Annotated in this window: 13 protein-coding genes; 4 read left to right on the forward strand and 9 right to left on the reverse strand. The window is 46.4% G+C overall.

The annotated features are described in order from the left end of the window. Window positions 1-5: 5 nt before the first annotated feature. A complete protein-coding gene (locus tag U9J37_RS18625) occupies window positions 6-710 on the reverse strand; it encodes a DUF445 domain-containing protein (protein WP_005470207.1) in 705 nt (234 codons plus the stop codon). Between the two features lie 207 nt (window positions 711-917). Here U9J37_RS18625 and U9J37_RS18630 point away from each other — a divergent pair, with 207 nt between their 5' ends. Beyond that, the gene (locus U9J37_RS18630; RefSeq protein ID WP_005470107.1) at window positions 918-1,682 is read left to right on the forward strand and encodes a ferredoxin--NADP reductase; all 765 of its coding nucleotides are present in this window, start codon (window positions 918-920) and stop codon (window positions 1,680-1,682) included. A gap of 36 nt (window positions 1,683-1,718) precedes the next feature. Here the strand turns inward: U9J37_RS18630 and U9J37_RS18635 are convergent, their stop codons facing one another. Beyond that, window positions 1,719-3,152 (reverse strand): methyl-accepting chemotaxis protein, encoded by a 1,434-nt coding sequence (locus U9J37_RS18635; protein WP_043886602.1) that lies wholly within the window; start codon window positions 3,150-3,152, stop codon window positions 1,719-1,721. 304 nt (window positions 3,153-3,456) lie between these two features. On the opposite strand from U9J37_RS18635, the gene U9J37_RS18640 reads away from it, so the two are divergent. After that, window positions 3,457-3,813 carry a hypothetical protein gene (locus U9J37_RS18640; RefSeq protein WP_005470273.1) on the forward strand — a complete coding sequence of 119 codons (357 nt, stop codon included), beginning with the start codon at window positions 3,457-3,459 and terminating at the stop codon, window positions 3,811-3,813. Window positions 3,814-3,819: 6 nt separating this feature from the next. Then, complete coding sequence (locus tag U9J37_RS18645; protein WP_005470296.1) at window positions 3,820-4,170, forward strand: GlpM family protein; 351 nt, start codon at window positions 3,820-3,822, stop codon at window positions 4,168-4,170. A gap of 34 nt (window positions 4,171-4,204) precedes the next feature. Here U9J37_RS18645 and U9J37_RS18650 read toward each other — a convergent pair whose 3' ends face one another. The 5 genes from U9J37_RS18650 to U9J37_RS18670 all read right to left on the reverse strand — a co-directional run bounded on the left by U9J37_RS18650 (window position 4,205) and on the right by U9J37_RS18670 (window position 9,079). After that, on the reverse strand, window positions 4,205-5,044 hold the full coding sequence (locus U9J37_RS18650) for an energy-coupling factor transporter transmembrane component T family protein (RefSeq protein WP_005470016.1): 840 nt from the start codon (window positions 5,042-5,044) through the stop codon (window positions 4,205-4,207). Beyond that, window positions 5,041-6,729: an ABC transporter ATP-binding protein gene (locus tag U9J37_RS18655; RefSeq protein WP_005469936.1), complete on the reverse strand. Its 1,689-nt coding sequence runs from the start codon at window positions 6,727-6,729 to the stop codon at window positions 5,041-5,043. Before U9J37_RS18655 ends, U9J37_RS18650 begins: the two co-directional genes overlap by 4 nt. A gap of 6 nt (window positions 6,730-6,735) precedes the next feature. Then, complete coding sequence (locus U9J37_RS18660) at window positions 6,736-7,284, reverse strand: ECF-type riboflavin transporter substrate-binding protein (RefSeq protein ID WP_005470168.1); 549 nt, start codon at window positions 7,282-7,284, stop codon at window positions 6,736-6,738. Window positions 7,285-7,559: 275 nt separating this feature from the next. Then, on the reverse strand, window positions 7,560-8,690 hold the full coding sequence (locus U9J37_RS18665) for an HlyD family secretion protein (protein WP_005470154.1): 1,131 nt from the start codon (window positions 8,688-8,690) through the stop codon (window positions 7,560-7,562). Next, a complete protein-coding gene (locus U9J37_RS18670) occupies window positions 8,690-9,079 on the reverse strand; it encodes a DUF3302 domain-containing protein (protein WP_005470026.1) in 390 nt (129 codons plus the stop codon). The genes U9J37_RS18665 and U9J37_RS18670 overlap by 1 nt, the downstream gene beginning before the upstream one ends. 140 nt (window positions 9,080-9,219) lie before the next feature. Here U9J37_RS18670 and U9J37_RS18675 point away from each other — a divergent pair, with 140 nt between their 5' ends. Next, window positions 9,220-10,110: a DMT family transporter gene (locus U9J37_RS18675; protein WP_043886600.1), complete on the forward strand. Its 891-nt coding sequence runs from the start codon at window positions 9,220-9,222 to the stop codon at window positions 10,108-10,110. Window positions 10,111-10,116: 6 nt separating this feature from the next. Here the strand turns inward: U9J37_RS18675 and U9J37_RS18680 are convergent, their stop codons facing one another. Then, on the reverse strand, window positions 10,117-11,697 hold the full coding sequence (locus U9J37_RS18680) for a diguanylate cyclase domain-containing protein (RefSeq protein WP_005470044.1): 1,581 nt from the start codon (window positions 11,695-11,697) through the stop codon (window positions 10,117-10,119). Further along, on the reverse strand, window positions 11,678-13,165 hold the full coding sequence (locus U9J37_RS18685; RefSeq protein ID WP_005470182.1) for a hypothetical protein: 1,488 nt from the start codon (window positions 13,163-13,165) through the stop codon (window positions 11,678-11,680). Before U9J37_RS18685 ends, U9J37_RS18680 begins: the two co-directional genes overlap by 20 nt. Window positions 13,166-13,211: the final 46 nt, after the last annotated feature.

Here is a 13,211-nt window from a genome sequence, read left to right on the forward strand (position 1 = left end):
GAGTATTATGCGATGAAGGATGACACGACACCAATCGCACCGCCGAATACACCTCCCCAAACCACTAACCAGCCAAGATGTTCTTTGATCATCTTTTGCACCATTTCTTTGACCAATTTTGGCGTTAGTTCATTTAGGCGTTGGTCGATGATGTTTTCAACGTTACCGCGAATTTCTTCCATCATAGCGGGTGCCTCAAACTGCTCCTTTAGCGCTTCTTTAATCGTCTCGCTCTGGCTCATGTCGACGATGGCCTCTTGCATTTTCTCGACAAAAGGTTGCTTTAGAGGTTGGAGTGCTTCGGCGCCGCCAAACATAGCAATCATGCCACCAAATTGAGAGTTGGCGATCACATCCACAAGGGAGTCGAAGGTTGGGTTGAAGTCAATCTTTTCAATGACAGGCTCAAGATTTAACGACTTACCGCCAGCCATTTCTTTGTTCAGAAACTTATCTATATTCTCTTGGGTAAAGAACTGCTCCATCATCAAGTTTTTGATGGCCGCTTTAAACTCTTCAAAGCGCGCAGGAATCACACCCGAACCATATAATCCCGGTACTTTTTCGAACAGCATGTGAATGGCTAACCAGTTAGTAATGGCACCTGAGAAAGCAAAAAGGCCCGCATAAAAGGCGATTTGATTATCAGTTTGATAGCCTCCAGCAAGTAGGGCTAACGCAATAATGTTGGTGAGTAAGCTCTTATTCATTAAACATCTAGTTATGGAGTGGATTTATGGAGCGCAGTATATCTCAAACCGAGTAGAACGCTAAATATCACAGTTTGAGGTTAATTCCTTTAACGTTGCCTATTTGTTAAATAAATGTGATCCACAATAACTTGATAGACAAGGGATTTTACAACTAAGACGACAGGGCGTAAGTTAAAAAATAGTTAACCAATTGGAGGAACTGTGATGGCAGCACTCGATGGTTTTTCTCAAGCCCATGTTGAACGTCGTACTGAATGGACAAGCTCGTTGTTCAGTTTACGACTCGGTGGTGCTTCTGTTCGATTTCAAGCGGGTCAATACGTAAAGTTGGCACTACTAAACCAAGACGAACAACTGGTAGCACGGCCTTACTCGATTGTTAACGCGCCTTTAAACAGCAGTGACATGATGGAGTTTTTGATTGTTGCAAATCCTGAAGGATCTTTATCCCCTTTACTGCAGCAACTGAGAGAAGGAGACACCATTTACGTAAGTAACAAAGCGTATGGCGATTTGACTCTAAGCTCGATTCCAAAAAACACTCAAAACCTATGGCTGCTTGCTACTGGTACGGGTATCGGTCCCTTTCTTTCGCTGCTAGATGATATTAACGTCAGACCGGGTTGCGAGCACATTGTGCTTGTTCATGCCGTCCGCCAAGAAAAAGATTTGGTTTATCGTTACTTAATAGAAACATTGATTGAGCAATATGATGGCCGCTTGCAGTATGTCCCCGTTGTTTCGCGTGAACAGTTGGACAGCGCTTTGTATGGGCGTATACCGCAGTTGCTCTCCAACCAAACACTGCAAAAGGAAGCGGGTGTTATTCTTAGCGCAGAAGAGAGCTTTGTGATGCTGTGCGGCAACCCAGATATGATTAAAGAGTCTGTCGAGGTGTTGAAAAGTTTTGGCCTCGAGAAACATCGGCGAGCCACAGGTGGGCAGATCATTTATGAGCGCTATTGGTAAAAAAAAATCCCTGTCATGTATGACAGGGATTTTCGTTTATTGTGTGCGGTACTGTTTCAATATTTGCGAAAGTGATATGGCTGTGGCAGTTAAGTTCTCTATCCCGTGAGACGATTGCTCTGCCACAGTGCGTAAGGCATTCGACTGAGTTCGGATGTCGGTCAACTCTGCGGCGATATCATTGGCGACTGCGCTTTGTTCTTCCGCTGAGGTTGAGATTTGAATACTCATTTCTGTCAATGACTGCGCCGACTGTGCGATGGATTGAACATCTTCACCAATCGCGGCGATCAAATCGCTGCTTGTTTGCGCCTGAGAGACAGTTTTAGACGTGATCGTCGCAATGTTTTGGCTTTCAGACTGGAGCTTCTCAATCATGGACTGGATTTCAACGGTGGCAGATTGAGTGCGGCTTGCGAGCGTTCTTACCTCATCCGCGACAACGGCAAAGCCACGACCTTGTTCTCCTGCCCGTGCGGCTTCAATGGCTGCATTCAACGCGAGTAGGTTGGTCTGTTCAGAAATGGAGTTGATCGTCGTGATGACTTCATTAATTTGTGTCGTGTTGTCATTTAGGCTCGTTACTGAGTTCTCTGTTTGAGCGATGTACTGAGAGAGCGTATCAATCTCTTTGATGGCTGACAGAACGCGTTTATGGCTACCTTCAATGTGTTTCGAATCATTTTCGGTCTGTTCGGTGGATTGGCGAGATATGTTGGATACTTCTCTTGCAGACGCTGTCATCTCTTCCATTGCGGTAGCAACCGAGTCCAGTGAAGCGTATTGGCTACGGACTTGTTGTTCGCTTTGCTTCATATCTTGTTCGAAAGAGGCAGAGGTGTCTGTCAGCGTTTGAGTGTTTTGGTTGACGTTGTTGACTAAGTCACTGAGTGTGTCCATAGCTTTGTCGAGTGCACAGCCAATGGTACCGAACTCATCCCTTCCTGGATGAAAGCCTAAGCGAGAGGTTAAGTCGCCTTCTCCGATACGTTGAGTTGTCGTGAACAGCACCCATAGTGCGCCGCCAATAAAGGTAGATACCCAGTAACAGAAAAGAGCAAACGGCAAAGTCCATAAATAGCTAAGTAAAAAGGTGGTAAGGGCTTGCGTTTTTGTTTCTGCAACTGCATTGCTGACTTGGCTAGTCAATACATAGTGATTGCCGTCTCGACTGGTTTGATAAACCGAAATGACGCCATTGCTGATACTCGACTCTTGACGCGACGTTGCACGCGAAATATCGGAAACCGTCGTAAGCTGGTTCTGTTCCAACGTCGAAACGAGAGTATCCAACCGAACTTGGGCAGCTAGTACCTCGCTTGTTTCTGCTTGATTGATCGTATCCAAGTACCGTCCTCCCGCTAGGAATGAAACGGTTACGAGAAACAGGCCAAGTATCACCCAGAACTTATCATTGATTGACATCTTGATGAACAGGCGATCTATGGTCCTAAAATCGACTTCTTTCATTGTGTTTTCCTCTCAATTCAGACTCTAGTGGAGTCGAATTTTTATGAGTCATTAAAGTTATTAAAGTTATCGATAAATTCGACAGATTTATGCGACATTATTCAAATAATAATGCAATGAGATATTTGTGTTGTTTTATAAGTGTGACATTTGTTGGATTTTTGATTCTAGTTACGTCGGCGTATTCGTGGTGAATACAAGATTATTTTCACCGAGTGAGAATTACTGGGAACATTTCACTCGCCTTATCTGCTGTTGCTCTCTAATCTGGAATTAATTACGGGTTGATAGGTGGTGCGTTGAGATGAATCTGGTGGTCAATATTCACAAGAACGTTCGTAAACACGGTTTCGAAATGGCGACTCGGCAGGCTTGGAAGTGCGGTTTTAAGGCTAACCTAGTCAAGCGCGTTGTTGGTGTTGCAAAAGGGCAGATCGTCTGCGTTATCGAAGGGGTTCGTCCAGAGTTCTCAACAGAGATCAACAACAGCCTGCACAGCGAAGAAAAGCAAGGTCGATACGTGTTCGTCGGCGGTATTGTTTGGGAGCCAAATGACTTACTCGCCCCTGGCTTTCCTGATTTTATGTTTATGCATCTACGTAATTTGGGCAGTAAGCATAAATACATGTCGGATGATGAACTGTTCAACAACCTAGCATGACACGCCATGGTCTCTTTATTTTTCAAAAGTTTGCTTGGCGCTGGTGCAGTCGTGTTGATTGCGCTGCTGTCAAAAAGTAAGAACTTTTACATCGCAGGTCTTGTGCCTCTATTTCCAACGTTTGCCTTGATCGCCCATTTTATTGTCGGCTCCGAGCGCAATATGGAAGAGCTGAGGTTAACCGCGCTTTTTGGTCTCTACTCGTTGTTGCCTTACGCGAGCTATCTAATCGCCGTATATTACTTGAGTTACCGATGGTCTCTAATTCCCACATTAGGTGGGGCGACACTCGTATGGCTAGTGGCGGCAGCAACATTGATGCTCGTGTGGACGAAAACCGTAATGGCTCCTGCATAAAGTGAAAGGGCCTGACTGCGGTCAGGCCCTTTTATCAGAGTGGATACCAGAAAAGTTCGGTGTCGGTGATTCGTTTCGCAATGGCTGCGACAACGCTTATCCCAATCACGAGTAACCAAGCGATATCTTGCTTCTGGAGTGGGCGGTAGCTGTACCAAGTCCGTTTGTTGTGGCGGCCAAATCCCCTTAACGTCATGGCGTTTGAAATCTCTTCTGCTCGGTCTAAGCTCGAGAAAATTAACGGCCCCAAAATTTTTGATACGTTTTGCAAGCGCTGAAACAAAGGCGTATTTTTCGAAATATCTAGCCCGCGAGCTTGCTGAGCATGCATGATGTTGACGAAGTCGTTTTTCACTTCTGGCAGGTAGCGTAGTGTCAGGCTGACTGCGTAGGCGATTTTGTAAGGTACGCCAATACGATTAAGGCTAGCGGCAAACTCGGTTGGGTGCGTGGTAAACACAAACACCAACGCAATTGGGAACATACTAAAGTACTTCAGAGTGACCGTGATCAGATAGAACAAGGTTTCTTGCGTTAATGAGTAATGGCCAGGCAGTGTCACCAATGGCGTGGTGCTGCCCAGATATTCGGAGCCCTGATTTGGCGCAAGCAAAAACATAAACAGTGCATTGAGCGACAGCACGCTCGCCGTTCCGATTAATAACGGTTTATACACGGTGAGTGGCACTCGAGTCATTTTTAATAACCCTAGTCCAATCAAAATCATGAGGCCAATCAGCCGGAGATCAAAGGTTGTTAATACAACGGTTACCCAAGCGATAAAGAGTGCAAATTTAGTAATGCCATTAAGCGCATGCAGAGGGGATTTGGTATCGACATAGCTGATACCAAATTTCATTTTAGACGTTTTCATGCGACGTGATTCTCAAGTTGTATGAAGTGCTGCATAAACCCATTCTTGTCATCGATGCCTAACTTGTCCGCCAGATCGTACAAGCTCGTGGTGGTCAAGTTCGCTTTATCGAGTAACTCCGGTTGGCTAAACACTTGCGTCATCGGGGCGTCAGCAATCATCTTGCTATCACAAATCACAATGGATCGCTGCGTGTACTCCAAAACGAGATGCATATCATGAGAGATAATGATCACCGTTATCCCGAGCTCTCTATTGAGTTTGTGGATAAAGTTAAGCATCGCGGTGTAGTTGCGATAATCTTGGCCGGCAGTGGGCTCGTCTAGAATCAGAAGCTCTGGCTCTAACGCCAAAATGGATGCAATAGTGACCCGCTTCTTCTGGCCGTAGCTGAGTGCTTCTATTGGCCAGTTACGGTACTTACTTAAGCCGCAGAGCTCGAGAATTGAGAGCACTTTTTCTTTGATTATCTCTTCGCTTAGCCCCTTATTTCTCAGACCAAAAGCGATCTCATCGAAAATCATATGGTGAGAGATCATATGATTAGGGTTTTGCATGACAACACCAATTTTTTGGCTGCGCTCGAAGATAGAGAGTTCTTGCAGCGCTTCACCATTAAATGTAATGGTTCCGTCATCCGGTGCAATCACGCCCATGATCAATTTGGTGATGGTCGACTTACCCGAGCCATTTTTCCCTAAAATAGAGACAAATTCACCGCGTCGAATAGAAAAACTAACCTCTTCCAGTGCGTTTCGTTCGCCATCGTACGAGTAGGTGAGGTTTGAAATTTCAAGTAGTTTGTCGCTCTTGTTATTCTCTGAAACGACGTTACTGCGCCATTGCAGAAACTGAGATTGGCACTGGTCTATGGGGTAGTGGGTTAGACTCGCGGGCTTATCTGTTGCGTGTATGGTGCACCCCGCGCTTTTTAACGCAGATAAGTAAAGAGGTTCACGAATCCCATGCTCAGCTAGCAATGGTGAAGCAAGCATCTCATCAGGCGTGAGATCGGCAATGATTTCCCCTTGTTCCATCAGAATGATTCGGTCAACGGGGCGATGCAGTACGTCTTCCAGTCTGTGCTCGATAATAATGATGGTCTTGCCGGATTCTTGATGAAGCTGGTCGATGATTTCAATTGTTTTTCGACCTGTCTTTGGATCGAGCGCTGCTAGTGGCTCATCAAATAGCAGTGTGTCGACGTCGTCCACCAAAATGCCCGCTAACGAAACTCGCTGTTTTTGCCCTCCGGAGAGGTCTTGCGGCGAGCGGTCAAGCATCGTTTCCAATTCAACCATTTGGGCGGTTGATTTGACAATTGGATACATATCAACATTAGAAACTTGCTGGTTTTCGAGTGCAAATGCAATATCTTCACCGACACTTAATCCAACAAACTGGCTGTCAGTATCTTGCAGGACGGTACCGACCTGTTCGGTGATTTGGTGCAATTGGAGCTTGGCACATTGCTGACCGTGTAAGGTCAATTGCCCCGTTATTTCCCCTTTGATGGCATGGGGGATGAGCCCATTTAGGCATTGGCCAAGGGTAGATTTTCCGCTACCACTTGGACCGATAATGACGATTTTCTCTCCTTTCTCTATCCTTAGATTGATATGTTTAAGCGTCGGTTTGTCCAGCGACTCATATCTAAAAGAGAAGTCAGAAAATTCAATAGTCATTGATGATTAAGCCTCAGTTAGGTTGCGGCTTTGAGCGTTGCGTTTTGCGACTGATTTGAGAATAAAGTAGCCAACAACCGCAATTAACACTGTGTTACCAGCAGCGATAATGGTCAACTGAGTGAAAACTTTGGTGAATGGTTCAGCGTATAGAATGGTGTCAAGGAATGCCGAGCAGCCGTAGCCGATCACGTTGCCAACCAATGCGAGCAAGACAAACAGCGCGAAGTCTTTGTGGTTGAAGTGGCCGTTTTGTAGACGGTGTTTGGTTAGCGCAGGATAGAAACCCAAAATAAGTCCCACGATGCCAGAACCTAACACCCAAGTGATCCAAACGCCCCAGCCGGCAAACAAATCCGTCACCCAGTGACCGATGAAACCCACTAAGAAGCCAACAATTGGACCAAACAGAACAGAGAAAAGTGCCAATACCGCCATTGCCGGTTTAAGTGTTGTATTGGCAAAAACAGGAATACCGAACATCGGTAAGCCGCCAATTCCATACAGCGCAGCGCCAATTGCAATAACGACAACGGTTTTTGCAGAAAGATTCATAGATAACCCTTAGTGTGATGCCTATTTCAGAACAGCGATAGTCTGTGTCTGCTGTTCAAGGAAACAGTGATAAATTCTTTAAAGAACGTAGCTATAGGTGCTTTATTTGATTGATTTTTGTACACCTATGAGCGCAAGGTGCGAATTATACCTGTTGATAAATGACTTGGAAAGCCAACTATCTAGATGGCTAACCGTTGTTGGTCGCTTCGTAGATGAGGATAGAGGTTGAGACAAAAAAACAGGCCTCGATTGAGGCCTGTTTTATGCGCGTATTAATGATCCAAGTAGAGGTAGTTTTGCCAACTCTTCATTCGAATCAATACTTTCCTCATGATAGAAACGTGGGTGAATTTATCGGAATACACCGCCACTTCGACCGCTGTACCCATCGGAAGATTGTACTCTGTTAAGTCATCAGTGATCTTCAGTGTCACAAATACGCGGCCACTGGTGCGCAGAGCTTCTGTTCCAAGAAGTGAGCCACGAGCCTGGAACTGGCTTTCACCAATCGCTGGAAGAACGTCGATTACCTCACCTTTAAACACCTTACCTGGCAGTGCGCGGAATAAAAACTCGGCTTCATAGCCAGGTTTTAATCGTTGCAGCGAGTTTTGTCTGAAGGCGGCTGTGTAAATTTTATCTTCGGTATGAACGAAGGTCATCACAGGCGCGAGCGGTAAAGGTACGGCCATGACACCAGGGCGTAAAGCAAGCTGGGTAGCAAAGCCATCAGTCGGTGCGCGAACCACGGTTTGCTCCAAGTCAAACTCCGCTTGGCGCAGCTCTGCTAATAGACGAGCGACAGTGGTGTTTTCTCCACCAATCTCAGAGTCCAGTGCGAGTTCTGCTTGTTCAACGCCCGCTTGAGCTGACTCAACGGCAGCTTGTGCGGCTTTGAAGGCTTGGCGGCGTGTATCGAGTTGTTGCTCGGTAAATGCACCTTTATCGTAACCTCGTTGGTAACGATCGAATTCACGCTGCGCCTTATCGCGCTCTGCTATCGCTTTCACTTCTGCCGCTTTGGCTGCTTGAAGCTGCGACTCGAGTCCAAGCGCGCCTTGACTCGCCTCTTTAATTTGAGCCTTCTTCTTGGCTACTTCTGCTTCATAAGGGATTGGGTCAATCTTGAATAGAACGTCCCCTTGCTGGAGTGGTTGGTTTGGCTGAACGGGTACTTCGATTACTTTTCCTCTTACGCCAGAAACGATAGGGGTCGAAGAAAAGACTTGATTACCGGTTTGTGTGAACGGATGGTTGTAGTTCATCAATAAAATGAGTGTACCAATAAGGACAACGCCGCCAAGAACTGCGGTAGGGACTGTCCATTTGTTCAGCGGAATGTTAAAGACTTTGAATATGGTGATACACAGAGCGGCGTACGTCAGAATTAAAAGTAAATCCATTACTGCTTCTCCTCTTGACCATCAGTCTGGTTGGAAGGCGCTGTGGTCTGTTTGGATTCGGTTTTTAGTTCGGCGACTTCTTTTTGTAGTTGGTTGACCTGATCAATCAATGCATCGACGCGATGGTGAATGTCATGCTGCTCCGCTTCCAGTTTTTGGAACCCCCAGCCACGCTCTTTTCGCCATAGCGTTGCCCAAATCCAAAGGAATGGCCAGAGAGCGTGCAGGGTAAATAGGCTAACCCAGCCAGCATAGTGAATCGCATCTTGATGAGGGTGCTCGCGATCTTTTGCTATTTCATACGGAATGTCATGAATAACGATGATGCCGTAAAAGATAACCAACGCGACAAAGACCAGAAGGCCCAATGCGAAGTAATCTAAAAACATAGTTACATCCTTGTTTTTTAAATCATGGAAAGTTAAATCGTACGGTGGTTAAGAGATAAAGTATAGAAATAAAAACAACAAATTAGAGATTTTTTGGTTACACTTCTCAATTAACTGTTTTAACAATTATGTGGGGTGATATGGCATACCAAGGAGAGGTAGCAGCGCTCGCCGCAGCGGTGGTATGGGCGTTAGCAACGTGGATCTACAGCCAGTTTAGTCACCGATTTACCGCTCTGCAATTGAACATCCTAAAGGGAACGATCGCGTCAATAATGATGTTGATTGCGCTACCGATTACCTCAGTTAACATCGTAAAGCCTGACATGTCTCATTTGTTGATACTGGCCATTTCCGGCGTGATAGGTATTGCTATTGGTGATAGCGCTTATTTTGCTTCGTTGAAACGAATTGGTGCGAATAAGACGTTGTTATTGGAATCGCTGGCCCCGCCGTTGTCGGGTGTCTTAGCTTTACTTGTATTGGGGTCTGTCTTAACGTTTCAGAGTTGGCTCGGTGTCATTGTTACAACGGTTGCGGTGACATTTGTCATTTTTCAGCCCGAAGAACAGAGTCAATCAATTAGTATGACAGGGGTCATGTTTGGATTACTAGCCAGCGTATGTCAGGCATCAGGTGTTGTTATTTCGCACTATGCCTTGGTTGCTGGGGATCTTCCACCATTGCTTGGCGCCTTGATTCGGTTATCTGTCGGTGTGTTGGCCGTGGTACTGGTCATTGGATTTATTGAAAAGTCGCCATTTGAAGAGACTAAACGTCATTTACGCTCGTTATCACAGCCCGCATTTATCTGGCTTCTCGCGGCTATTTTCGTGGGCACGTTTTTAGCGTTGTGGTTGCAGCAAATAGCACTAAAATATGCCAATCCGGCAGTGGCTCAAACATTAATCGCAACCAGTCCGCTGTTTATGTTGCTTATCTATCTGTTTAAAGGAAGAAGGGTGACCCGCCAAAGCGTTTTCGGCACTCTGGCGGCGATAATCGGAATCTCGCTGTTTTTTGTTCAGTAGCGGTGTTTACTCGGTGCAGACTTGGTTTCGACCGTTGGCTTTTGCTCGGTAGAGCGCTTTGTCTGCACGGTAGAAGGTACGTTGTGTGTTTTCACCTTCGCGATGCAAAGTGATACCAACACTCACGGTTAGCCCGCGCTCACCGAGAATATCTCCCCAGCCAAAATTGAAAATGCGCTCGCGGTAGGTTTCAGCATGCATTTCGGCTTGTTCTAGTGTGCAGCGCTCAATAATGACCAAAAATTCCTCACCACCAAATCGAACACATGAGGCACCGCGGAACTTGAAGTAAGCCGCTAGCTCGGCTGAAACGTTTACGATCGCTTTGTCGCCCACCAAGTGGCTGAGCTCATCGTTGATCGATTTAAAGTGGTCAATGTCTATCACCATCAAAGCAAACGGGACGTCGTGAAGCAGCAAGTCTTTCAGCTTCACGTCAAGCCAGCGTCGGTTATGCAGCTTGGTTAATGGGTCGGTAAACACGTCTTGTTGCAACTGAGCCACGGTGTGCTTCTGGCTTTCTGTTGTCTCTTTGAGTTCGCGATTTTCAATCTCGGACAAGATGAGCTTGAGCTGCAGTTCGAAACGCGAAAGCCTACGTAATTGGCTAGCGCCGAGTTCACCGATCGGGATTTGCTTCATCAAATCACTTTCGATTCGAAATGCTCGTTTTTGATAATCGAGCGCGCGCACGTAGTCGCCTTGTTGCTCGCAAATCTCACCCAGTGAGTTACAAAGCTGAAGGTTTAATATCGGTGACGCGTGTTGTTTGATTCTCTTATGCGCCGCTTCAAGAATCATGTTGGCCCAATGCGATTTTCCTGCTTCATTCAAACAGTAGGCAAGTTCTAAGCGCGTCATGTTGGATAACCACACCGAATGGATGTTGCCCGATGCGTATTGAACATTGGATAGACACGACATCGCGAGATCGGTTCGCTTCTCTTGGCGATATAACTTTGCTTGATAGAGTAAGATTTGCCCTGCCAGCACTTTATCGCTAACGAGGATACTGAGTTCTTCACACTCTTTAATTAAATCTTGTGCCGCTGTGTAGCGGTTAAGCTCAATGTAACAGGCAAGCATGTAGAGCTTGTATCTAAGGCGAAGTGAGCGGCTACTTATCGCATGGTCTATGCTATCAATCTTTTGGTAATAGCGAAGGGCGCGATTATGGTCGCCGTATGCATCACAGAGATTACCCATTCCCAGTACGGCTAGGGCGTATTCATCGATAAAGCTGTTATCTACAGCGATGGTGGAGGCGGTGATGTATTCATGAAGCGCGCCGCTGTAGTCTCCGCCTTCAACGAGGCGATCCGCTAAGCTGTTTTTTACCTCAAGGATCAATTCCGCATCTTGAGGCAATGTAAGCAGGTTAAGCGCTTCTCTCAACTCTTCGATACTGGTGAGAGGTTGTTTTAATTCACTGCGAAACTCAGCGCTTATGATTAAGCACTGGGCTTTTTCTTGAGGCGTCGAGGCGACATGTTGGCGAACGTGGCTCCAGAAAATTAACGCTTCTTCACCAGCCACCGAAGACGCATCTAAACCAGAGTCGGAAATTTTATTCAGTAGTACTTCCATTTTGCTCTTCCTGTCGCTGGTTTTCTTCTAATTGTTCTAGGGTGAATGGGAAGGTGAGTATGTCTTGGAAGACAACTTTTGGCAGAGGCTTGTCGAGTCCTTTACGATGCCAAGGGTAAATTTCGATCATTTTGGCGAGTACATGGAAAACATTCAGCGCTTCATCGCCTTTGTCTGCCAACAAAAGTCCAAGTCTTTCACTGCTCAAGCGTGAGAGCAAGTCTTGTTTGTTACACAGAGAGTGAGCCAGTTCCGCACATACGTCTAAGTATCCAGAGTCAGAGTGTTGAATCATGATGACGGCATGGTTTGAACGCTTTAGCTCAGTCTTGAACAGAACCAGTTGTTCCCACCAATAAATTTCAGACACCATCTGGCTGAGGTGTTTTTCTGGATCGTATTCATGCTGGCCACGAATTCGGTTGATCAGTTTGCGAGCACGTTGCTCAAGTTGACGTTTGGAAGCGCGCGCTTTGTCGTTGCTTACGCGAGCGGTCTGTTCGCGAAGCATATCGGTTGAGTGTTTACGGTATTTTTTGAACGCTTGCAGGGCGATTTTGTGCTCGCCGCACTCTTCCGCCACTCTCGATTGTTGAAAACAGATCTGAGACAACAGTTCTCCGTTATCAAATGATGTTGCAGATTGCTCCGCATTTTTCAATAACTCTGAGGCTTTTTGTGGGTGTTTACGCAATAGCTCTAGGCGAGCACGACTGATGTAAGAGTGCGCTTTCATCCATACTAAATCGTGCTTCACCGCTAGGGAATGCGCTTTATTGGTCGCTTCCTCAGCGTCTTCCAATCGCTCCAAGCCAAGCAGCGCAAGGCCGCGAAAATCCCAAATTTCCGCTTGCCAGGTATTGTCATGGTGATCTTTTAGCGCTTCAGCGGCGCCATCAAGTACCGACAGCATCTCGACATAGTTATTGAGTAGATAGTGGTCCCAAGCAAGCAAGATACGCGCTTTACCCTCCAACCAGCTTATTCGGGCATTGTTCGCGACAGTAACCGCAAGCTCATGGGTGGTCTTGGCCAACTGGTATTCGTTGGTAATACGCCACACGTTGCCAAGGCCAATCAATGCTTCCAGTTGAATCTCTGTTTCGTCGACCAAAGCTGATTGCTCTAGCGCGTTAATCCAATACTGCTGCGCAGAGTAATACTTGGCTTGTCCCCAATAGTGGAGTGCGTGAATGTGAAGAATTTCAGGCAGGAGATCATCGGTGTCTAGAGAGCTAAGCTTGCTGTGCGCTTCCTTGATGTACCGAATCCCTTTTCGGTAGTCCATGGTATTCCATGCGCAGCGAGACATGATCACTAAGCACTGAATTTCGCCTTCAGGGTAGAGGATTTGTGCAGAACGCGCCGCGCACTGTTCCGCGATAGCTCGAACCTTATCAGGCTCGGCTTCGATGCGCGCCTTAAGCTGATCTATCTCTGTCTCTAGTAGTCGTTGGCTTTTATCCAATGAATCAATCCCTTACCGCTTCTATGCTTAAAACGCCATACTTATT

Source organism: Vibrio sp. 16, from assembly GCF_963681195.1.
GTDB lineage: Bacteria > Pseudomonadota > Gammaproteobacteria > Enterobacterales > Vibrionaceae > Vibrio > Vibrio sinaloensis_D.

Coding starts and splice junctions, on each gene's coding strand:
- U9J37_RS18635 (WP_043886602.1), bottom strand. CDS start 3,152: ATGAAAGAAGTCGATTTTAGGACCATAGATCGCCTGTTCATCAAGATG.
- U9J37_RS18675 (WP_043886600.1), top strand. CDS start 9,220: ATGGCATACCAAGGAGAGGTAGCAGCGCTCGCCGCAGCGGTGGTATGG.
- U9J37_RS18640 (WP_005470273.1), top strand. CDS start 3,457: ATGAATCTGGTGGTCAATATTCACAAGAACGTTCGTAAACACGGTTTC.
- U9J37_RS18660 (WP_005470168.1), bottom strand. CDS start 7,284: ATGAATCTTTCTGCAAAAACCGTTGTCGTTATTGCAATTGGCGCTGCG.
- U9J37_RS18650 (WP_005470016.1), bottom strand. CDS start 5,044: ATGAAAACGTCTAAAATGAAATTTGGTATCAGCTATGTCGATACCAAA.
- U9J37_RS18655 (WP_005469936.1), bottom strand. CDS start 6,729: ATGACTATTGAATTTTCTGACTTCTCTTTTAGATATGAGTCGCTGGAC.
- U9J37_RS18630 (WP_005470107.1), top strand. CDS start 918: ATGGCAGCACTCGATGGTTTTTCTCAAGCCCATGTTGAACGTCGTACT.
- U9J37_RS18625 (WP_005470207.1), bottom strand. CDS start 710: ATGAATAAGAGCTTACTCACCAACATTATTGCGTTAGCCCTACTTGCT.
- U9J37_RS18680 (WP_005470044.1), bottom strand. CDS start 11,697: ATGGAAGTACTACTGAATAAAATTTCCGACTCTGGTTTAGATGCGTCT.
- U9J37_RS18645 (WP_005470296.1), top strand. CDS start 3,820: ATGGTCTCTTTATTTTTCAAAAGTTTGCTTGGCGCTGGTGCAGTCGTG.
- U9J37_RS18665 (WP_005470154.1), bottom strand. CDS start 8,690: ATGGATTTACTTTTAATTCTGACGTACGCCGCTCTGTGTATCACCATA.
- U9J37_RS18670 (WP_005470026.1), bottom strand. CDS start 9,079: ATGTTTTTAGATTACTTCGCATTGGGCCTTCTGGTCTTTGTCGCGTTG.